Origin of the sequence: Streptomyces sp. NBC_01478 (assembly GCF_036227225.1) — a bacterium.
Lineage (GTDB): Bacteria > Actinomycetota > Actinomycetes > Streptomycetales > Streptomycetaceae > Streptomyces.
In genome coordinates, this window is record NZ_CP109444.1 from 11,477,115 (window position 1) to 11,498,859 (window position 21,745).

The 21,745-nt window shown below is 71.3% G+C and carries 11 protein-coding genes; 9 read left to right on the top strand and 2 right to left on the bottom strand.

What is annotated here, in order from left to right:
* Position 1: 1 nt before the first annotated feature.
* Complete coding sequence (locus OG223_RS51045) at positions 2-826, bottom strand: fumarylacetoacetate hydrolase family protein (protein ID WP_329264527.1); 825 nt, start codon at positions 824-826, stop codon at positions 2-4.
* Positions 827-974: 148 nt separating this feature from the next.
* On the opposite strand from OG223_RS51045, the gene OG223_RS51050 reads away from it, so the two are divergent.
* The gene (locus OG223_RS51050; RefSeq protein WP_329264529.1) at positions 975-1,412 is read left to right on the top strand and encodes a RidA family protein; all 438 of its coding nucleotides are present in this window, start codon (positions 975-977) and stop codon (positions 1,410-1,412) included.
* Positions 1,413-1,645: 233 nt separating this feature from the next.
* Here the strand turns inward: OG223_RS51050 and OG223_RS51055 are convergent, their stop codons facing one another.
* On the bottom strand, positions 1,646-2,344 hold the full coding sequence (locus OG223_RS51055; RefSeq protein WP_329264531.1) for a hypothetical protein: 699 nt from the start codon (positions 2,342-2,344) through the stop codon (positions 1,646-1,648).
* Between the two features lie 623 nt (positions 2,345-2,967).
* Here OG223_RS51055 and OG223_RS51060 point away from each other — a divergent pair.
* The 8 genes from OG223_RS51060 (at position 2,968) to OG223_RS51095 (ending at position 21,644) form a co-directional block, all read left to right on the top strand.
* The gene (locus OG223_RS51060) at positions 2,968-4,173 is read left to right on the top strand and encodes a glycosyltransferase (RefSeq protein WP_329264533.1); all 1,206 of its coding nucleotides are present in this window, start codon (positions 2,968-2,970) and stop codon (positions 4,171-4,173) included.
* An 88-nt stretch (positions 4,174-4,261) separates the two neighbouring features.
* The gene (locus tag OG223_RS51065) at positions 4,262-4,630 is read left to right on the top strand and encodes a signal peptidase I (protein WP_329264534.1); all 369 of its coding nucleotides are present in this window, start codon (positions 4,262-4,264) and stop codon (positions 4,628-4,630) included.
* Positions 4,631-5,132: 502 nt separating this feature from the next.
* Positions 5,133-9,104 (top strand): non-ribosomal peptide synthetase, encoded by a 3,972-nt coding sequence (locus OG223_RS51070; protein WP_329264535.1) that lies wholly within the window; start codon positions 5,133-5,135, stop codon positions 9,102-9,104.
* Positions 9,104-18,241 carry a non-ribosomal peptide synthetase gene (locus tag OG223_RS51075; protein WP_329264537.1) on the top strand — a complete coding sequence of 3,046 codons (9,138 nt, stop codon included), beginning with the start codon at positions 9,104-9,106 and terminating at the stop codon, positions 18,239-18,241. Before OG223_RS51070 ends, OG223_RS51075 begins: the two co-directional genes overlap by 1 nt.
* Before the next feature lie 10 nt (positions 18,242-18,251).
* Positions 18,252-19,328 (top strand): GSCFA domain-containing protein, encoded by a 1,077-nt coding sequence (locus OG223_RS51080; RefSeq protein WP_329264538.1) that lies wholly within the window; start codon positions 18,252-18,254, stop codon positions 19,326-19,328.
* Positions 19,273-19,968: a hypothetical protein gene (locus OG223_RS51085; protein WP_329264540.1), complete on the top strand. Its 696-nt coding sequence runs from the start codon at positions 19,273-19,275 to the stop codon at positions 19,966-19,968. The genes OG223_RS51080 and OG223_RS51085 overlap by 56 nt, the downstream gene beginning before the upstream one ends.
* Positions 19,969-20,034: 66 nt before the next feature.
* Positions 20,035-20,913, top strand: coding sequence for a TauD/TfdA dioxygenase family protein (locus tag OG223_RS51090; protein WP_329264542.1), 879 nt, complete (start codon positions 20,035-20,037; stop codon positions 20,911-20,913).
* A 41-nt stretch (positions 20,914-20,954) separates the two neighbouring features.
* The gene (locus OG223_RS51095) at positions 20,955-21,644 is read left to right on the top strand and encodes a hypothetical protein (protein WP_329264544.1); all 690 of its coding nucleotides are present in this window, start codon (positions 20,955-20,957) and stop codon (positions 21,642-21,644) included.
* Positions 21,645-21,745 lie beyond the last annotated feature (101 nt).

Sequence of the window (21,745 nt, forward strand, 5' to 3'; positions counted from 1 at the left end):
ATCAACTCCTGGAGTCGGTGAGACGGAAGCGGTTGCGCAGGGTGCCGATGCCGGGGATCTCGGTCTCGACGAGATCGCCGTCGGCCAGAAAGACCGGAGGCTTCATGCCCGAGCCCACGCCACCGGGGGTGCCGGTGAGCACGAGGTCGCCGGGGCGCAGGACCGTGAAGGTGGAGACATGGGCGAGCAGATCGGCGGCGTCGAACACCAGCGTGCTCGTGTTTCCGCGCTGCCGCTCGACGCCGTTGACCCGGCAGATCACCTCGACGCCCGCGACCGGGTCCAACTCGTCCGGGGTGACGACCACCGGACCGAGCGGGGTGGTGCGGTCCCAGGCCTTGCCCTGGAACCACTGCAGCGTGCGCTTCTGCCAGTCCCGCACGCTGACGTCGTTGGCGACCGTGTACCCGGCGATCGCCCGCCCGGCCGTCTCCCGGTCCGCCCGCGTGAGCTCGGCGCCGACGACGACCGCGAGCTCCGCCTCCCAGTCCACGTCGAGGCCGGGCGGCAGGACCAGATCGTCCTCGGGGCCGGTCAGCGTGTCTGCGAACTTGGCGAAGAGTGTGGGGTGTTCCGGCAGCTCGCGGCCCATCTCGGTGATGTGGTCGGCGTAGTTCAGGCCGCAGCAGACGACCTTGCGCGGTGACGGGAGCGGCAACACCGGTACGGCGCCGGGCAGTTCGGCCCCTGCGAGGTCCGCGACGCGGTCCGTCGTGGTGGCCGCCAGCAGCGCGGAGAGGTCGTCGGCCGGCAGCGCCCGCCACTGGTCGCCGTCGAGCACGGCGGCCGTGGTGCGGCCGCCGTGGGCCACGGTGGCGAGCTTCATGGGCGTTCTCCCTCGGGGTGGCGGCGGCAGGGGCGACCGGGCGGCCGGACTGCGTTATAGCGAGATTTTCACGACCGTCGAAAACAGTCAATAGATGAGTTAGGCTGCCTGTGTCGTCCCGTCCGGTCCGTCCGAGGAGGAACCCGCAATGACTCCGATCCCGGTGAACCCGCCCTCGCTCCCCGCGCCGAGCGGCTACTCGCACGGCACGCTGAGCGGCAACACGCTCTACCTGGGCGGACAGACGGCCCTGGACGCGGACATGCGGATCGTCCCCGGCGGCATCGTCGAGCAGTTCCGACAGGCGTTCGGCAACGTGCTCACCACACTGCGGGCGGCCGGCGGCATCCCCGAGGACCTGGTCAGCCTGACGCTCTACCTCACCGACATCCCCGACTACCAGGCCCACGGCAAGGAGATCGGAAAGGCCTGGCGCGAGCTCGCGGGGCCGGTCTACCCGGCGATGGCGGGCATCGGCACGACCGCGCTGTGGCAGCCGGAGGCGATGATCGAGATTCTGGGGGTCGCGGTGATTCCGGATGAGCGGGTGATTCGGGTGGGGGAGAGGGACGTTCCCGGGGTGTGACGGATCGCCGTGGGGACGGTGACCGACTTCGGTGATCGTCGAGCGCGGCGGTGGGCGTGGTCTTGGTCGGGCCGGGGGCGTCGCGGCTCAGGTGGCCGATGGCGCGTTCTCTCCCCACGGGGAGAACCGCTCGACCAGTGATACGGCCCTACCGCTGACGCACCGGGAAGGCCGATGACCTCGGCGGGCGTGTGCAGCGCCGAGCGCGCACGAGTTCGTCCGAGGCCGGGGAGTCAGCCCTCGGTGGTGTTGTAGTTGACGATTCGTTCCACGAGGAGGGCGTCCGCACCGACCAGTGGGCTGTCCGACCCTTTGCTCACCACGTCGGGCAACTGGTGTGCCTCCTCCTCGCTGACTGCCACCATGCCCCAGAACGCGTTGAAGCCGGAAGGGTCCGCCGGCTTGTCGGCGGCTGCCCGGACTGTCATGACGTCGCCCCTCTCGACCACGGCCAGCGCACCCATCTGCCGGAGTGTGCCGGGATCACGCTCCACGGCGGCCACAACGCTCCAGCCGGCCACCTCCAGCCTGCCGAATGCGGCGAGAAGACTGCCGGCGCTACCAGCGCCGGAGACAACGATGTCGGGCAGGACAAGGGCCACCGGCCCCTGCGTCATCGGCAGGGCGGACCGGACCGCGCCGTCAAGATCCGGTTCCAGCGACTGGTCCTGGTAGACGAAGACCATCTGAAAGATCCCGGCGTAGCGCGCGAGATAACTCACTGTGTCCAGCTTGTGCGTCCCGAACACGACGACCAGGCGCACGTTGAGTCCGCTTTTGGCCAGCTCGACCACCGCCTCCAGACTGCGGTCCAGCACCGTGATCCCGGGAGCCAGGCAGTGCAGCTCCTTCGAGTAGGGCGCCCCGAAGCGCGTGGCGAATCCGGCGCAGGGCAAGATGACCGAGACATCAGGGACGGACCCGGACGACATATGCATTGAGTGGCTCTCAGGTTGTCTTGACGATCGGGAACCTTCGCGCGCTTCGCCGGGTAGGGGTAGGGATGCGGGCGGCCCAAGGCCGACGCCACACCGTCGGTCCGGAAGGGACACAGGCGCTCACCGTAGTCATCGGGGACAGCTCCGCGCGAGAGGGCGCGGAGCGGAGATCGACGAGATTGTCCCCAAGGGGCCCTGTGGGTATTCGCCGTTTCCCGCGCGGACAGAAGTCGGCCTCGAAACAGCCGAGTTGGCCCATGAGCGGGAAGGGGCCGGTCGCCGGTCTCCGAGTTCGGCCAAGCGCCGCCGCCACCGGGCTTCCGCCGCGTGTCCGTCGCAGGCCACCGCGCGGCACCCCAGGACCGGCACCTGTCCGGTGTCGACTGCCTCCAACTCCGTTACGACGGGGCTGACTTGCGTATGCCTCTGATGAGGGCAGGCAGGCGCGGCCCCGGCACCTCGATGATCGGGGACCACTGCCGCGCTCAGCACCACGCGACGTACACTGCTGCCGCGCACCGGCTACGGCCGACCCGTCGCCGTCGACGAGGACCGCTCGAAGCCTGGGCGGGAACGAGCCCGGACGTAGGGGAAGACAGAGCGAAAGAGGACGCCGAATGCGGGTGCTGTTGTCCACATACGGGACACGGGGCGATGTCGAACCGCTGGTGGCACTCGCGGTGCGGCTCCGGGCGCTCGGCGTTGAGGTGCGGATGTGCGCCCCGCCGGACGAGGAGTTCGCGCAGCGGCTGGCTGGTCTCGGGGTGCAACTGGTGCCGGTGGGGCCTCCGGTGCGGGCGTTGATGAGTGGGACGACTCTGCCGTCGGCGGCGGATCTGTCCCGGTACCGGACCGAGATGGTCGACACACAGTTCGACATCTTCCCCGCGGCGCTCGACGGATGCGACGCGCTGGTGGCGGCCGGCCTGGCGCAGATCGCCGCGCGGTCCGTGGCCGAGGCCGCGGGCGTTCCCTACGTGTACACGAGTTATTCGGCGGTCAACCTGCCGTCGCCGTACCACGCCCCGCCGCCGCGCCCGGGCTGGCCGGAACCTGCGGCGAGCGACAACCGGACGCTGTGGGAACTCGACGCCGAGAACGTGAACGCCCAGTTCGCCGAGCCGCTCAACGGCCACCGGGCATCGCTCGGTCTGCCACCGGTGGACAACGTCCGCGACCATGTCTTCACCGACCGGCCGTGGCTGGCGGCGGACCCGGTCCTGGGACCGTGGCGGGAGACAGTGGGCCTCGACGTGACGCAGACCGGTGCATGGACCCTGCCGGACGAACGCCCGCTCCCGGCTGACCTGATGACGTTCCTGGACGCGGGCGCGCCGCCGGTCTACGTGGGCTTCGGCAGCATGCGCCCGTCGCCGGACATCGCCCGCAGGGCCGTCGAGGCGATCCGCGCACAGGATCACCGCGTCCTCGTCTCCCGTGGCTGGGCGGACCTGGACCTCGTCGACGACCGGGACGACTGCTTCGCCGTCGGCGAGGTCAACCATCAGCGTCTGTTCGCCAGGGTGGCAGCCGTGGTGCACCACGGCGGCGCGGGCACCACGCAGACGGCCGCCCGGGCGGGTGCGCCGCAGGTGGTCGTACCTCTCCAACTGGCGGACAACCCCTACTGGGCCGGCCAGGTCGCAGCCCTGGATCTCGGCGCCGCACTCGACAGTCCGGCGCCGACGACCGAGTCCCTGAACGTCGCGTTCAAGACGGCCCTGGCACCGGAGACCCGGGCGCGGGCCAAGGCCCTGGGCAGCAGGATCCGCACCGACGGAGCGGCGGTGGCCGCGAACCTGCTGCTCGAAGCCATCCGGTGAGCGGGGTCGGCCCGGGGATCCGGCAAGGTCCGCGCGGCCGCTGGACGCGCTGCCACTGACGCAATGCTCGGTGCTAGCGTTCCGGCGCATGGAAGACGGCGTGTACGTGGGTAATGCGGGCAAAGACGCGGCACTGGACCGGGGATGGCTGCTCGGGCACTTCAAGGAGGACGGTGGTCCTCGCCACAGCGAGGCCGTGGAGGTCAAATGGGGCGTCCATCCACGAGGCGAACAGCGGGCGCAGTGGGTGAAGGGCGAAGTGCGTACAGCTCTTCTTGTTCTGATCTCAGGGCGTTTCCGCATGGAGTTCCCCGGCCGTAGCGTGCTGCTGGAAGAACAGGGCGACTATGTCGTCTGGGGTCAGGGAGTCGATCACTCCTGGGTCGCCGAGGACGAGTCCGTGGTACTGACCGTGCGCTGGCCTTCCGTGCCTGGATACGCCGTACCGCGCGAGTGAAGAGCGGGCAAGTTCGTGAGGCATTCTTTGCCCGCAATGGTGTTTCGGCACGCCAAGGGGGAAACGTGTGACGTTGTGGAGCCTTTCCTCCTGTATGCGAATTTCATGGGAATAATTTTCGGTGTGGGTGCTATATGGGTGCTATGTGAAGTGCTGCGGAATGTCGAGTATTGACATGCGCTGAGCCCGTCATCGATGATTACGGCTGTGTCACGGAGTTCCGGGAGGAATTCTGAGTGAGCAGGAAAGTGATGTGACCAGGTAATTGGCCGGCGATTTCGGGAATCGAATTATCGAATCACCGGGCTACTTTCGGCGCCGGTGAGCGTTGCACGGTGATGGCGCCCTGCGCATCCCGTTCGCCGGCCCCGCACCCTACTCCCCACAACGCCCGTTCGACGGTGAGCGCATCCTGTTCCGGGCCGTCGGCAGTCCGGTGATCCCGGTCTGTCGCGCCCGATGTCACCCAGCCCCACACCGATGGGAAGGCCAGGTACCGCCGGTGCACCACACCCCCCACCCTGTCCCCACTCCACGTGCGTCCACCGAAACGGCCGCAGGTGACACCGGACGGGCGTCCCGCATCCGGCCCGCCTCCTTCGCCCAGCAGAGGCTGTGGTTCCTGGCCCAACTTCCGGGCGCGAACGCCGCGTACAACGAGACGATCGCCTTCTCGCTGACGGGCCCGCTCGACGGCGGGCTGCTGTCCCGCGCTCTCGACGCATTGACGGACCGTCATGAGACGCTGCGGACACGACTGGTGGCGGCTGAAGGGGATGTGCGCCAGCACATCGACCCACCGGGTGCGGGCTTCTCCCTGACCTTCGAGGACCTCACCGCTGACACCGGCACCGGCCGCGCCGCGTACGTGGCCGCCCGTCAACTCGACGAAGCACAAAGGCCGTTCGACCTCGAATCCGGCCCGCTCGGACGCGCCCGCCTGCTCGCGCTGGGGCCCGAGCGTCATGTCCTCCTGCTGACGTTCCATCACAGCATCTACGACGGCGTCTCGATGAACGTCATGATGGACGAACTCGGGCAACTCTACGAAGCGTTCGCGACAGGCGTCCCGAACCCCCTGCCGCCGCTCGCGGTTCAGTACGCGGACCATGCGCGCGGACAGCGCGAAGCCGTCCTCACCGCTCAGGAGGACTACTGGCGGCGCGCGCTGCACGACGCCCCGCCCGTCCTGGAACTCCCCACCGACCGCCCTCGGCCGCCGGAACAGCAATACGACGGCGGGCGGGCCGAGTTCAGCCTCGATGCCGACGTCACGGCCGGGCTGCGCGGCCTGGCCCGACGGCACGGTGCCACTCCCTTCGTGGCCGTGCTGACCGGCTGGGCCATCCTGCTGTCACGTCTCTCCGGGCAGGACGACATCGTTGTCGGCAGCCCTTTCGCCAACCGGCGTGGCCCGGGAGCGGCCGGCCTCATCGGCTTCCTCGTCAACTCCCTTCCGCTGCGCATTGATCTGTCCGGATCCGTCACCGCGTCCGAGGCCCTCACCCGTACCCGCGCCGTCGTACGCGAGGCACTCGCGCACCAGGACCTGCCCTTCGAGCGCATCGTCGAACTGGTCAACCCGCCGCGCAGCGCCTCCCGTACACCGCTGTTCCAGACCATGCTGGCCTGGCAGCCCGACCGGCGGGACCTGCTGCACCTGCCCGGAGTCGAGGCCCAGCCGCTGCCGATCGCCGAGGCGCCGGCCAAGTTCGACCTCGCCGTGTCGGCGACCGAGTCCGAGGGCCGTATCACCGGGCACCTGGACTACGCGACGGCCCTCCTCGACCACGCGACTGCCCAGCGCTGGGCCGGCCATCTGCGGCAACTGCTCGCCGACATGGTCCGCGACCCCGAACGGGACATCCGCGCACTGGAGTTGATGGAGCCTCAGGAGCGCCGAAGGGTGCTGCTCGACGGCGACGCCACGCGGTCGGAGGCCCCCGGGTCCGTCCCGCACACAGCGACCGGGCTCATCGAACTCTTCGAGGCACAGGTCCGTGAGCGACCCGGACGGACCGCCGTCGTCGACCGGAACGGCTCCCTGGACTACGCGGCCCTCGACCGCCGCGCCAACCAGCTCGCGCACGCCCTCGCCGACCGGTCCGTGCGCCCCGGCGACGTCGTGGGCCTCCACGCGACGCGGTCCCGCGACCTGGCCGTCGGCATCCTGGGCATCCTCAAGGCGGGCGCCGCCTACCTCCCGCTCGACCCGGGCCAGCCCGCCGAACGCCTCGCGAACATGGTCGAGGACGCGGCCTGCCCCCTCGTGCTGAGCGACCACGACAGCGCACAACGCGCCCCAGGATGGCTCGACTTGGGGGCCGTGGAAGCCGAGGGAGCGACCCGGCACGGACCGCCCGCCGGCATTGTCCACACGCCGGACCAACTGGCCTACGTCATCTTCACCTCCGGATCCACGGGACGGCCCAAGGGCGCCGCGGTCGAACACCGCAGCGTCCTCAACCTCTTCGCCACTTGGCACGCCCGCATGGGCACCGCCCCCGGAGAGATCGGCTCGGCCTGGTCCAGCATCGGCTTCGACGCCTCGATCCACGAACTGCTGCTGCCCCTGACCACCGGCGGCGAACTGCACATCGTCCCCGAGGAGTTGCGCGGCGACCCCGAGGCCCTGCTGACGTGGATGCGCGAACACGCGGTGACCCAGGCGTTCCTGCCGCCCGCCTACGTCAAGTGGATCGACGAGGACCCCGCCGTACGACTGCGTGGGCTCCAACTGCGCAGCCTGCTCACTGGAGTCGAGTCGCTCACCGAAGCCGCGCTGCACCGGATGACCCAGCACCTTCCGGGCCTGCGGATCTGCTTCGGCTACGGCCCCACCGAAGCGACCCTCTACAGCACCGCCTACTACGAACCCCGCCCGCTGGAACAGCCCTGCCCCATCGGCCGCCCGCTGCCCGGCACCCGGATGTACGTGCTCGACGGCCGCATGGAACCCGTCCCGCCCGGAGTGGTGGGGGAGGTGTACCTCGGCGGGGCGTCGCTGGCGCGCGGCTATCTCGGCCGACCCGACCTCACCAAAGAACGCTTCCTGCCCGACCCGTTCGTGCCCGGCGAACGCGTCTACCGCACCGGAGACCTCGCCCGACGTCTGCCGGACGGCCAGGCGTACTACGTCGGCCGGGCCGACGACCAGGTCAAACTCCGTGGATTCCGGATCGAACCCGCGGAGGTCGAGGCCGCGCTCATGGCCCTGCCCGGCGTCCGCGAGGCCGCCGTCCTCGTCGACCACGACGCGACCGGCCAGCCCCGGCTGCTCGCCGGCATCGGCCGGGGCACCGCACCGGCCCGCACCACCCACGACTGGCGCACGGCCCTCGCCCGCCGACTGCCCGACTACATGATCCCCGCCGTCTTCCTCGACCTCGACGCCCTGCCGCTCAACCGCAGCGGCAAACTCGACCGACCCCAACTGCTGCGCCTGGCCCAGGAGTCGACCTCCGACCAGGTCAACACGGCCAGCCCGCGCGACCATGTCGAACACGGCCTGTACCGCATCTGGCAGCGCATCCTGCTCCACCCCGACATCGGTGTCAGCGACAACTTCTTCGAGATCGGAGGGACTTCGCTCTCGGCCATCAAGATGGCCCACGCCGTGACCGAGACCTTCGGCCGCCGGCTTCCGGTCGGCGAGGTGATGACCCGCCCCACCATCGAGACACTGGCCGCGCTGCTGCGCGAGGACGGCACCGCCCGCGCACCCGGCAGCCTCATCGAGTTCCGCCCCGGCACCGGCCCGCGCGTCGTCTGCGTCCACCCCGCCGGCGGCACCGCCTTCTGCTACCTGCCCCTGGCCACACTCCTGCCCGACAACGTCGGGCTCTACGGCATCCAGTCCCCGGGAGTGAACCCCGACGAGGACCTCCTGCCCACCGTCGAGGCCATGGCCGAGGAGTACCTGCGCCTGGTCGACCCCGACCGTGAGACGCCCCTGGTCCTGACCGGCCTGTCCTACGGCGGTCTCGTCGCCCATGAGATGGGACGCCTCCTGGCCCGCGCCGGACACCGGGCCGTCAGCGTCGTCCTCCTCGACACCCAGGCCACCGACGACGCGTCCGCACGCGCGGAGATCGGCGCCGTGGACGCGGCCGAATTCCGCGACAAACTCGTGAGGTTCAACGGGATGTACCCCGGTATCGACGACGCCCAGGTCGACCGCTACTTCCAGCTCTACAACCACAACCGGCTCACCGCCCGCGAACACCTCCCGGCGGCCTCCCCGGCGCGCCTGGTCCTCGCCCAGGCCGTGCCGGACGGCGACGACACCCCCTTCCACGCGGAGGTCCGAGCCTTCTGGCGGCACCGCGCCGAGGGTGACTACCGCGTCGAGACGATGGAGTGCGACCACTGGGAGATCCTGGAGGGCGTCGGAGCGGCCCGGGTCGGCACCCTGCTCAGTGTCGAACTGGCCCACCATGGCGCCGAGTTGGCGCTGCCGGTACGGGAGGCGTGATGGATCTCCGTCCCGCCGCCCGCAGAGTCTCCCCGGAACCTGCGAGAACCGTCTCCCTCGCCGAGGCCGTACTGGCCCAGGCCCGCCGCACCCCCTCCGCCGTCGCCGTCGAGGACGGCGATCGGGTCCTCGACTACGCGGAACTGGAACGAGCCGGCGGCCGAGTCGCAACGCGCCTGTACGCGGCCGGAGTTCGCCCCGGTCACGCGGTCGCCGTACACCTGCCCCGCTCCTGGCGACTGGTCTGCGTCATGCTCGGCATCCGCCGCGCCGGTGCCACCGTCGTCCCCCTCGACCGGCTCAGCCCGCCCGACCGGCAGCGGCACATCCTCGACGACTCGGGCGCCGTCGCCGTGGTCCACGACAGCGGGCACGCACCTCAACTACCTGAACACATAACCGCGTTGGACGCTCACCTGCTCCTGGCCGATGACGGTTCCGACCTGCCCACCGTGTCCCCGGAGCCTCCCGGCGACACCGCCACGGGCTTCGTCTTCTACACCTCCGGCAGCACCGGGCACCCCAAGGGCGTCGAGGTCGCCGACGACGGAGTGCTGCGCCTGGCCCGGCCCGGCTACCTCGACCTACGGCCCGGCGCCCGCTTCGCCTGCCTGGCCAACCCCGCCTTCGACGCGCTCAGTTTCGAGGTGTGGGTCCCCCTCCTGACCGGCGGCGTCTGCGTCGTACTCGACGACGAAGAGGTGCACAGCGCACCCCGGTTCGCCAGGCTGCTCGACGAGCGTCGCGTCGACACGCTGTTCATCACGACGGCCCTGTTCAACGCGGTCGTCGAGCAGGTTCCCGACTGCTTCGCCGGCATCGGACAGGTACTCGTCGGGGGTGAACAGCTCAACGCGCGGATCATCCGCCGCTGGTATGAGACCAACGCCGCCTCCCGCACCGTGCTGCACAACGTGTACGGCCCGACCGAGGCGACGACCTTCGCCCTCTGCCACCCCATCCCGCGCGACTTCGCCGGCGACACCATCCCGATCGGCACCCCGCTCCCCGGCACCGGCGCACTCCTGCGCACCGAGGACGACCGCACCGCCGAACCGGGCGAGGTGGCCGAACTCCTGCTCTCCGGCCCGGCGTTGGCCCACGGCTACCGCAACCTCCCGGAGCAGACCGGCCGAAGCTTCGTACGGCTGCCGCACGAGGACGGCGGCGAGCGGCGCTGGTACCGCACCGGAGACCTCGTACGCCAGGACACCCAAGGCCGGATCACCTACGTCGGCCGGGCCGACCGCCAGGTCAAGGTCCGCGGCTTCCGCATCGAACCGGGCGAGGTCGAGCGGCAGATCCTCGCCCAGCCCGCCGTCCGCCAGGCTTACCTATGCACCCGCCGCGACGAAGCCGACCGCAGCGAACTGCTCGCCTTCCTCGTCCTGGGCGACGAACTCTCCTACGACGCCTACGACCGGCACCTCACCGCCGCCCTGCCTTCGTACATGCGCCCCCACCACACGTACCTCGTCGCCGAGTTGCCTCGGAACGCCAACGGCAAGGTCGACCGGGACGCCCTGCTGCGCGGCACTCTCGATCCGTGGCGCGGTACCTCCGACGGCGACGTACCTGTCAGCGCCGAGCAACGGAGGGTGCTGGAGGTGGCCGAGGACATTCTCGCCGTCAACGGGCTGCGCCCCGGCGACCGTTGGGCCGCGAGTGGCGGCGACTCGTTGAAGGCGCTGCGGTTCCGCTTCGAGATCCTCAGCCGGTTCGCCGTCGACCTGCCGCACGACCTCGTCCTGCGGGCCGACTTCGCCGCCCTGGCCGACGCCGTACACGCCCCGGAGAGGAGTGAGGGCGAACACCCGGCTGTGCCCGGTCCCTCGGGCGAGCCGATCGCACCGGCCACCAGCGAACAGGAACGCCTCTGGCTCCTGCACCAGCGCGAGCCCGAAAACCCGTCCTACGACGTGCCGTTGGCCTTCCGCGTCCGGGGCCGCGTCGACACGACGGCACTGCGTCGCGCGGTGTGCACGCTGGTGGAACGGCATGTGGCCCTGCGCACCCGGCTGGTCCCGACCCCTGAGGGGCTGCTCCAGCAGACCGGAGATCCTTACGACCCGTGGCAAGTGCTCGAAGCCCGCGCAGGGGAGGAGTGGCAGGACACCGCCGACCGGTTCTTCGGCCATCGCTTCGACCTCGGCGACCCCCGGATGCTGCGGGCCGCCTGGGTGACCGAGGACGAGGGCGGGCTGCTCCTGCTGCACCTGCACCACGTCGCCGTGGACGGCTGGTCGCTCAACCTCCTCCTCCGCGACCTCAGCGAGGCCTGCACCGACGCCGGAGTCCGGTCGTCGTCCGCCGCCCTCACCCCCCTCGACTTCGCCCGCTGGCAACGCACTTGGCACACCAGCCCCGCCTACGAGGACCGCCGCGCGCGGCTGCGCTCCCACTACGGCCGCGGCGGCGAACCGTCACCCGCCCTGCCGGCCCCCGACGCACCACGGGCCCGCCTGCTGCGCACCTCGCTCGACCTGGTCCGGCGCGCCGCGCTTGACCGGCGTGCCGCGCAACTCGGCCTGACCCGCTTTCAGTTGCTGGTGTCCGCGTTCGCCACCAGCCTCTACGGCGTGACCGGGCAGAGCCGTCCGCTGATCGCCACGCCGGTGGTGAACCGGCCCCGACCCGAATTCGCGGACACGGTCGGCATGTTCGCCAACACCGTGCTCCTGGACCTGCCGACGGAACCGCACCGCTCACTGGACGCCCAGCTCTCGGCCCACTCCACCGCCGTGCACACCGTGCTCCGGGACCAGGAGGTCGCCCTCGCCGACCTCCTCGCGGACCGCGCCTTCCGCGAGCGAACTCCCTTGTTCGACTACCTGTTCGTCCTGGAGAACACCGACTTCTCGGCACTGCGCCTGGACGCCTGCGAGATACGGCCGCTGTGGCCCGAGCCGCTGGGAGCCAAATGCGCCCTCACGCTGTCGGTGGTGGAACACGAGGGCGGGTTCGACTGCCTGTGGGAGTACCGCGACGACCTCGGCGCCGAACGCGCCCGAGCCGCCGCCCACCTCTTCCGCCAGACCCTCGACCACCTGACCGGCGACACCGACACCACCGTCCACGCACTCGTCGCCGACTACCGCCGAACCCTGCCCGACCACGGCAAAGGCCCGTCGCGGGCACCGGACTTCACCACCGTCGCCGACGGCTTCGCCCGGCAACTGGCCCGCACCCCGCACGCCCCGGCCGTCACCACCGGCGAGTTGGCTCTCACCTACGCCGAACTAGACGCGCAGGCAGCCGAGTTGGCCGCCACACTCGGCACCCGCCTCCCGGCCGACCCCGCCGCCCCGGCGGCCGTGGCCCTCTACCTCCAGCCCTCCGCCGAACACATCGTGGCTCTCCTGGCGGCGGCCCGCCTCAACCTCACCGTCGTCCCCCTCGACCCCGCCTATCCACCACCCCTGCTGCGGCACGTGCTCGACCGGGCCGACCCCCTTTGCGTCCTCGTGGCACCCGAGGACGAAGCCGTCCTCGCCGCGATCGCCCCACCGTCGCTGCCCCGACACCTCCTCACCCTCGCCGACACCCCCACCGCAGTTCCCCAACTGCCCCCGCACCAGGGGCTGCGCCCGCTCTACACCCTCTTCACGTCCGGCTCCACCGGCTCACCCAAAGGCGTCCAGGTCTCCGACCGGACCCTGTGCAACCTGCTGACCTGGCAGCGCACCGACGGCGGCCTGAGCGGGAGCGCCGTCACCCAGCAGTTCTCCATGCTGTCCTTCGACGTCTCCTTCCAGGAGATCCTCACCACCCTGTGCTCGGGCGGACTGCTGCGCCTGGTGGAACCCGCCTGGCGGCACGATGCCCCTTCCCTGCTCCGGGAGTTGGAGACCGGGGGAGCGGAGCGGATCTTCCTGCCGTACGTCGCTCTGCAACTGCTCGCCGAACATGGCGTGCGCACCGGGCGGTTCCCGTCCCGACTGCGTGAAGTCGTCACCGCCGGGGAGCAGTTGGTGTGCACCGACGCGATCCGCCGCTGGTTCGCGGGCCTGCCGGACGCCCGGCTGTTCAACCACTACGGTCCCACCGAGACCCATGTCGTCAGCGGTCTGTGCCTCGACGGCGACCCCGCCGACTGGCCGCTGCGCCCCGCGATCGGCCGGCCGGTGGCCAACGCCGTCCTGCGTGTCGTCGACGAGGGCGGTCTGCCCGTTCCGCCAGGCGTCACCGGCGAGTTGCTGATCGGCGGGCTCATGGCAGGCCGCTGCTACCTCGGCGACGACACACCGCAGCACGACCGCTTCACCGACGACCCGGACCTCGGGACCTTCTACCGCACCGGCGACCTGGCCCGGTTCGACGCGCGGGGTCTGCTGCACTACGCGGGCCGCGACGACGGCCAGGTCAAACTCGGCGGTCACCGGCTGGAGTTGGGGCAGGTCGAGGCCGCGCTGCTCCAGTACCCCGGAGTCACCCACGCGGTCGCGGCGGTGGCGGACGGACGCCTGGTCGCCTGTCTGCAATGCAGGGGCGGCGACCCCGACGTGACGGACCTCGCGGATCACCTGGCCGGGCTGCTGCCGTCCTATGTGCGCATCAGCCGTTTCCGCCGCCTGACGGAACTGCCGCGCACGCCGAGCGGCAAGCTCGACCGCCGGGCGGCACCCACCGCCCCAGGCCGCGAGCTGCGGCCGACCGCCGTGACCGCCCCGGCCCTCTCGTCGCTCGAAGGACGGCTGGCCGCCCTGTTCGAGACCGTGACCGGCAAGACGGTCGGCGTGGAGCAGCGGTTCTTCGACGCCGGCGCCACCAGCCTGGACCTCATGCGCTTCCAGCTCCGCTGCGCGGGCGAGGACGAACTCGCCTTCACCGTCCCGGAGTTGTTCGAGCACGTCAGCCTCCGCGCACTGGCCCGCCTCATCGAGGCACGCGCAACGGAGGGCACCCACGCGACCGTCGTCGCCCCACGGCCGCCGGGGGAGCGGGCCGAGGAACCCGTCGCCGTCATCGGGATGGCCGTACGACTGCCGGGCGCCCCCGACCTGGCCGCCTTCTGGGACCTGGTGGTCTCCGGCCGCCGAGGCATCGAGCACTTCCCGACGACGGACGGCAAGGTCGGCGCCCGCAGCCAACTCGCGGGGCTGCTCGACTTCGACCCGGGCCGCTTCACGATCAGCCCGCACGAGGCCCGGCTCATGGACCCCCAGCAGCGACACCTCCTGATGAACTGCGTCGAGGCACTCGCCCACGCCGGAATCGGCGACCCGACGGCCCACCGGGTCGGACTGCTGGCCGCCTGCGGGGAGAACACCTACTTCCAGCGCATGCTGCGGGAGGCGGACGCCGACCAACTGCCCGACACCTTCCGGCTGGCGCTGCATCACGAGAAGGACTTCCTGGCCACCAAGGCCGCCTACCACCTCGGCCTGACCGGCCCCGCCTTCACCGTGCAGTCCGCGTGCTCCAGTTCCCTCGTCGGCGTACATGTCGCCGCCGGGCTGCTGCGGCAGGGCGACGCCGATGTGATGCTCGTCGGCGGTGTCCTCGTCGACGTGGACCTGACCGACGGCTACACCTACCGGCCGCAGCACATCTTCTCGCCGGACGGCCACTGCCGGCCCTTCAGCGCGGACGCCGCCGGCACCGTCGGAGCCAGCGGCAGTGGTGTGGTCGTCCTCAAGCCCCTCGCCGCCGCCCGCCGGGACGGGGACACGGTCTACGCCGTGATCACCGGCTCCGGCATCAACAACGACGGCTCGGACAAGCTCAGTTACAGCGCCCCCGCCCTGGCGGGACAGCGCGCCGCGCTCCGCACCGCCCTGCACCGCAGCGGCCGTAGCGGCGCCGACCTCGGCTATGTCGAGGCGCACGGCACCGGCACCCGCCTCGGGGACCCGGTGGAGGCGGCCGCGCTGCGCCAGGCGTACGGACTGACGGACGACGCACGGGTGGCGCTGTCCTCCGTGAAGAGCCAGATCGGACACCTGGGCGCCGCCGCGGGCGTCGTCGGAATGGTGCGGGCCGTGCTCGCCGTGCACCACGGGATCGTCCCGCCCACGGCGGACTTCGACCAACTCAACCCCGAGATCGACGACGGCCCGTTCCGCATACCGGTCACGGCCGAACCCTGGCCGCAGGACGGGCCACGGGTCGCCGCCGTCAGCAGCTTCGGCATCGGCGGGACCAACGCCCACCTGCTGGTCGAGCAGGCGGACACCCGACCCGCCGTACACACCGCGTACGAACCGGTGCCGTGCCTGGTGCTGTCCGGCGGTTCCGAGGCCGCCGTACGCGCGGACGGCCGCCGTGTCGCCGCCTATCTGAGGGCGCACCCCGACACCTACCCGCAGGTCCTGCGGCACCTCCAGGCCGGACGGCCCGCGCTCGGCCACCGGGCGGCGGCGGTCTGCGCGGACGCCGGTTCCGCCGTCGCCTGGCTCGAAACGCTCTCCGACATCACGGCACCGCACCCGCGCGCCGGCGACCCCGCCCAGGACCGGGATCCCCGCGCGCTCGCCGAGGCCTGGACGGCCGGACACACCCTCGTATGGCCCGAGGGCCCCGCGCCCGCACCCTGGGACTTCCCGCCGCCCGCCTTCGACACGGCGGAGTACGACTTCCAGCGCGCGCCCGTGCCGTCGGCCGGACCGCAGCGGCTGCCCGCCGACCAGTGGCTGCATCAGCCGCAGTGGACGCGGCTGCGGCGTGCCCGCACCGGCGCCCACGAACCGCGGCGCACCGCCGTGGTGGTCACGGACGCGGGCGGCGCGTCGTGGCGGTTCCTGGAGCGGCACTACGCCCGGGTGGTGACCGTGTGCGCCGGGAAGACCTTCGCCCGCCTCGACGCGGACCGCTACGAAGCCGACCCCGCGGACACCGAGCAGCTCGCCGCCGTACTGGAACAGGTCACCCGGAACACCGGACCCGGCGTCGACTGGCTGCACGCACTGCCGCTGGCCCTCGACGGCGGCCTCGATGAACACGCCCTGGAGGCAGCCCAGTTGGCGTGTCTCGACACCGTCGCCGCGCTCGCCCGCGCCCTGGCCGACGTTCCGGCCGCCGTACGGCCGCGCGCCTGGTTGCTATCCCACGGGGCGCAGCCAGTCACGGGCCCTGTCCGCACCCCCGAGGCGGGGCTGCTCGCCGCCGCCCTCGAAGTGCCCCGGCAGGAACTGGGCGTGACCCTCCGCTGGACCGACCTGCCCGGACCCCGCCCGGCCGACTGGGCGGCCCACCTGCCCGACCTGCTCCTGGACGACACGATCACCGAAGCGGCGACCGGCCTGCGCGACGGCTTCTGGTGGCAGCGCACCCTCCAACCCGTCGCGGCCCTCAACTCCCCGCCACCCGCCGTCCGTTCGGCCGCACCCGGAACCCACCTCGTGCTCGGCGGCACCGGCGGAATCGGCGCCACCCTGGCCGCACGCCTCCTGGAGCACCCCGGCAACCGCGTGGTCCTCGTCGCCCGAGGCACCGGGACACCGTCCGCGCTGCGGGCACACCAGGACCGCGTCACGGTCGTGTCGGCCGACCTCGCCGACGACGACCTGAGCACGATCGCGGACCGCCTGGCCCCGCACCTCGACGGCCTCGCCGGCATCGTCCATGCCGCGGGCACGGCCGCCGGTGGACTCCTCGCCCGCCGCGACCCCGCCACCGCCCGCCGTGCCACGGCCGCCAAACTGCGCGGCGCCCTGCTCGTCGAACGGCTCATCGCCGAGCACGACCCAGACTACGCGGCCTACTGCTCGTCAATGGCGGCCGAGTTCGGGGGAGTCGGACAGTTCGACTACGCGGCGGCCAACGCCTGCCTCGACGCCTACGCCCACCACGCACCACCCGCCGACGACGCGACCACCGTCCGTATGAGCATCGGCTGGGACGCCTGGCGGGACGTGGGCATGGCACAGCACGCCCTCACCACCGACGGCCGCCACCAGGAACACCTGAAGGTGGCGCTCACCCCCGAGGACGGCGCGGCGCTCTTCGAACGAGCCCTGCACCTGCAGTTGCCCCACCTGATGGTCAACACCACACCCTTGGCGGAGGCCCGCTTCTTCTACGAGCGCGAGCACGAGCACGAGCGCAAGCACGAGTCTTTCGCAGACTCCGAGCCGGTGTCCTCCGTGCACCCCGCGTCCACCGACCCCACGGCCGAACTCGCCGAGATCCTGGTCGACTTGCTCGGGGTGGACACCGTCGACCCGGAGGCCGCGCTGTACGACCTCGGCGCCGACTCCCTTACCCTGCTGGAACTCATCGACGAGGTGAAACGCCGCTACGGCACCGACATCGACCTGTCCCGGCTCAGCCACCGGGTGAGCCTCGCCGAGGTCCTCGGCCATCTCGACACCGGCACCCGCGCCTCCGTCGCCACGGTGGACGTAGAGGTGTGGCAGCGCGGAACCGGCCCAGATGTCCTGTGCCTGGTCCATCCGGTGGGCGGCGACATCCAGGCCTACCGGCCTCTGGTGGCCGCTCTGTCCGACGAGTTGACGGTCTGTCTGATCGCCGACCCGAAACTGCGCGACCCTGCCCGGCCCGCGCGGTCGATCACCGAGCGCGCCGCGCACTACCTGGAGGCCGTCCGGGCCGCGTTCCCGGACCCCAACCGCCGTCTGAGCCTGGCGGGTTGGTCGTTCGGCGCCTGGACAGCCCTGTCCATGGCGGCACTTGCCGAGGCCGACGGCAGACCCGTCGACGCCGTCCACCTCCTCGATCCGCCACCGCCCGGCGCCGGCGAACGGCTCGCCGCCTACGACGAACGACAGGTGGACGCGGTGTTCGCCCGGGAGTTGAGCGGCAATGGCAATGGCAATGGCAACGGTCATCGCAGCGGTGGCGGACGGCTGTCCGAGTCCGGCCGTGCCTACGCCGAACGCCTCGCGCACTGCTGTCGGACCAACCTCGCGGCCATGGCCGAACACCGACTGCCACGACTGCACCGGACGCCCGCCGAGGTATGGCTGGCCCAACGCCCTGTAGAGGAAGGGGTGTTGGCGCCGGAGCCGACCGCGCCCGGCGCGTGGGACGCCCATCTGCCCCACCCGTTCCGCCTCCACCACGTCGACGCCACCCACTACGAACTCGTCGCGGAACCCCACGTACAGGCGATCGCCGCCGTACTCGCGACGGCTCTGCCCGAGGGCGCTCTGCTCCGCCCCGCCGGACGATCCTGAAGAGGCCACCGTGCAGCACCCCTACACCCGCCTGCCCGAGCGGTCCTTCTGGCGGACCGCGGTCGCCGAACCCGACGCGCTCGACATCACCGACCTGTGGACGCCGAAGTTCACGATCGGCCAGGACGCCCCCGTCGTCACCGCCGGATCCTGCTTCGCCGCCCACATCGGACGAGCCCTCCTGGAGGAGGGCATGCACTGGTACGACGCCGAACCGCCGCCACCGGGCCTCACCCGCGCCGAACAGTCGGCACGCGGCTACCGCCGTTTCTCCTTCCGGACCGGGAACATCTACACCGCCGCGGCGCTGCGCCAGTGGATCGCCTGGGCGCTGGGCGAGGAGAAGCCGCCCGAGGAGGTCTGGGAAGAGGAAGAGGACGGAACCTTCCACGACCCGTTCCGGCCCACCGTGGAACCGGACGGCTTCGCCTCGCCCGACGACCTGCTCCGCTCCCGCGACCGCACCCTCGCCGCCGTCCGCACCGCCCTCACCAAGGCCGACGTGCTCGTCTTCACCCTCGGCCTGACCGAGGCCTGGCACGACACGCGGACCGGCACGGTCCTGCCGATGTGCCCCGGGACCGTGCGCGGCACCTTCGACCCCGCCCGGCACGTCCTGCGCAACCACACGGTCGCGCAGGTGCACAGCGACCTGACGTCCGTGCTCGCCCTCGCCCGCCGGGTCAACTCCCGGCTGCGCATGGTCCTCACCGTCTCCCCGGTGCCCCTGACGGCCACCGCCACCGGCCGCCACGCCCTCGTCGCCACCACCCACTCCAAGTCCGTACTGCGCGCGGCGGCCGGGCAGTTGACGGACGAGTCGGACGACGTCGACTACTTCCCGTCGTACGAGATCATCACCGGCTTCCCCTACCGGGCGGCCTTCTACGAACCCAACCTCCGCACGGTCACCCCCGACGGCGTGGCCTTCGTGATGCGGCACTTCTTCCAGGCCGTGCGGGGCCGGACCGAGCCCATCATTTCCCTCACCTCCACCCCCACTGCCGCCGTCGGCGGAGAGGACAACTGGTGTGACGACGCAGTGCTCGACTACTACAGCCCCCGCCCGATTCCTGCTGCTCGGTGACTCCCACGCGGGCTGCGTCGGACGGGCCGCCCAGGCCGCCGAACTGCCCTTCGTGGGAGGCCCGTTGGGCTCCGGGCGGGACTTCCTGGGCCCGTTCTTCGACACCGACGGCACCGACCTCACCTTCCGGCAGACCGAGACGGAGCGGCTGTACCGCGAGTTCCTCGACACCCTCGACATGCGCGCGCTCGCCGCACTGGCGGTACCGCTGGTGTGCACCTTCGGCCTGAGCGCCCACACCGTGGCCACCCGACAGAACTGGGACCTCTACCGCGACCGGCACGCCACCGTCCCGGACAGCTTCCTGCGCAGCCGCCTCTTCGCCGACCTCGTCAGAGCGACGGTCCGGGGCGCGCTCGCCTTCTACGACCACGCCGTCGCCCTGGGACTACGCGTACTGGCGCCGCTGCCGCCCCAGCGCGTCCCCGGCATGTCCGACCCGGGTGTCTTCTTCGCCGCGCAACACGTCCTCGCCGACGAACTCACCGCACGCGGTGTCGAGTTGGTCGACCTCCGGGCCCGCGTCACCGACGCCTCCGGCCTGCAACGCCCCGCCTTCTGCCAGGCGGACGACACGATCCACGGCAACCTCGCCTTCGGGCGACTCGTCGTATCCGAACTCCTCGACAGAGGCCTGTAGTTGTAGGCCTTTGGCCGTGCAGACCCTTCCCCCTCTTCCACCCCACCGATGCCACGGAGGTCCCTCATGGAGGACTACGCGCTCAAGGCCGTCGAGCGGCTCACCACCCGCCCCGCCGAGCCCTACGACACTCTGTCCGTCGCCCCGATCACCCCACTGCTGGGCGCGGAGGTCACCGGCCTCGACCTGTCCCGGGAGCTGACACCCCAGCAGGAGAAGGAACTCACGCACGCGTTCCACACCCACCACGTCCTCGTCTTCCGCGACCAGGACATCACCCCCGAGGAACACAAGCGGTTCGCGGGCGTCTTCGGCGAACTGCACCCCGTGGCCCTCGCGCCCGAGGGCTCCGACCCGTACATCCTGGAGATCAAGGCGACCAAGGAGTCCAAGGCCGTGGCCGGCAACGGCTGGCACGCCGACGGCACCGCCGACCCCGAACCCTCCCTCGGCTCGCTGCTGTACATCACCACCATCCCCGAGGGCGGCAGCGGCGGCGACACCGTCTTCGCCAACATGCACCTCGCCTACGAACTGCTCTCACCGGCGATGCGAAGCTTCCTGGAGAGCCTCACCGCCGTCCACGACGGAGCCCTGCCCTGGACCGCCGCCGGACAGACCCCGCCGCCCGAGTACGAGGTGCCGCGCACCGAACAGCCGGTCGTCGCCCGCCATCCGGAGACCGACCGCCAACTGCTGTTCGTCAACGCCCCCTACACCTCGCACATCACGCAACTGTCCCGCACCGAGAGCGACGCGCTGCTGGAGATGCTGTACGCGCACATAGCCCGTACCCCGCTGCTGCACTGCCGGGTCCGCTGGCAGGAGCGCACCCTCGTCCTCTGGGACAACCGCAGCGTCCAGCACCACGCCGTCTGGGACTACTTCCCGCACACCCGGGAGGGCCGCCGTGTCGCCGTCAACGGCTCCCGGTTGGAGGCCTGAGCGGGTTCCCGGTTCCCGGCCGGAAGCGAAGGTGCCCTTTCATGCCCACAACCGACGCCCCTGAGGCGTTCCTTGCCCAACTGTCGCCCTCGGCGGCCTGGTTGAGGTGCGTTGCCGCAGCCCTCCACGAGCAGTTGCCGACGGGCGCCCGAGAGGCCTGGGCGACCCGTCTGTACGCCCTTCTCGCCGAGGAGTCGGACGACATGGGCACCCTGCACGCCGTCCACGTCTGGCACAGCGACACGATCCTGCCGCTCCTCGCCGGGGACTCCACCGTCGTCGGCACCCTGAGCGAGCTGCACCGTGAAGCGGCACGCGGCAGGATGCCGGACCAGGACACCTGGAGGTCGGCACTCACTCCCGTGCTCCTGTACGTCTACGACGCCGCGTACGACCGTAGGAGCGCCTACGCCGAAGCCCACACGGGCGCCCGCGACCACGCACTGGCCAACGGGTTCTCCGCGACCGAGGCCGACGCGTACGGGCACGAGTACGCGCGGCTCAGCAGTGACTCAAACGCCCGGTCCTGCGCCGAGGCCCAGGCGGAGGCGGTCGGCCGGGCGCTGGCACGGGCGTATGCGACCGACGACGGGGGCGAGGCGTACGCCGACACGTTTCCCGACGCTCAAACCCGGGCTGTCGTGCGGGTGTTGACGGCGCAGGGGGACGAACTGCCCGCGCCGCGACTGGCCGAGGGGTTCCTCTCGGCGCTGGTGGTCTCGCGGTCGTAGGCGCGCAGGCGTGAGTGGTTGTCGCAACTCGCCCTTCTCTGGACGGAGTTACCGGAATACTCGGATTCCGCCACGGAAGCCGCCGCTTCGGCGCTACGCTG

Bases quoted from the DNA above. Each gene is read 5' to 3' on its own strand.
- OG223_RS51090 (WP_329264542.1), top strand. From the start codon at position 20,035: ATGGAGGACTACGCGCTCAAGGCCGTCGAGCGGCTCACCACCCGCCCC.
- OG223_RS51050 (WP_329264529.1), top strand. From the start codon at position 975: ATGACTCCGATCCCGGTGAACCCGCCCTCGCTCCCCGCGCCGAGCGGC.
- OG223_RS51060 (WP_329264533.1), top strand. From the start codon at position 2,968: ATGCGGGTGCTGTTGTCCACATACGGGACACGGGGCGATGTCGAACCG.
- OG223_RS51075 (WP_329264537.1), top strand. From the start codon at position 9,104: ATGGATCTCCGTCCCGCCGCCCGCAGAGTCTCCCCGGAACCTGCGAGA.
- OG223_RS51095 (WP_329264544.1), top strand. From the start codon at position 20,955: ATGCCCACAACCGACGCCCCTGAGGCGTTCCTTGCCCAACTGTCGCCC.
- OG223_RS51055 (WP_329264531.1), bottom strand. From the start codon at position 2,344: ATGTCGTCCGGGTCCGTCCCTGATGTCTCGGTCATCTTGCCCTGCGCC.
- OG223_RS51065 (WP_329264534.1), top strand. From the start codon at position 4,262: ATGGAAGACGGCGTGTACGTGGGTAATGCGGGCAAAGACGCGGCACTG.
- OG223_RS51045 (WP_329264527.1), bottom strand. From the start codon at position 826: ATGAAGCTCGCCACCGTGGCCCACGGCGGCCGCACCACGGCCGCCGTG.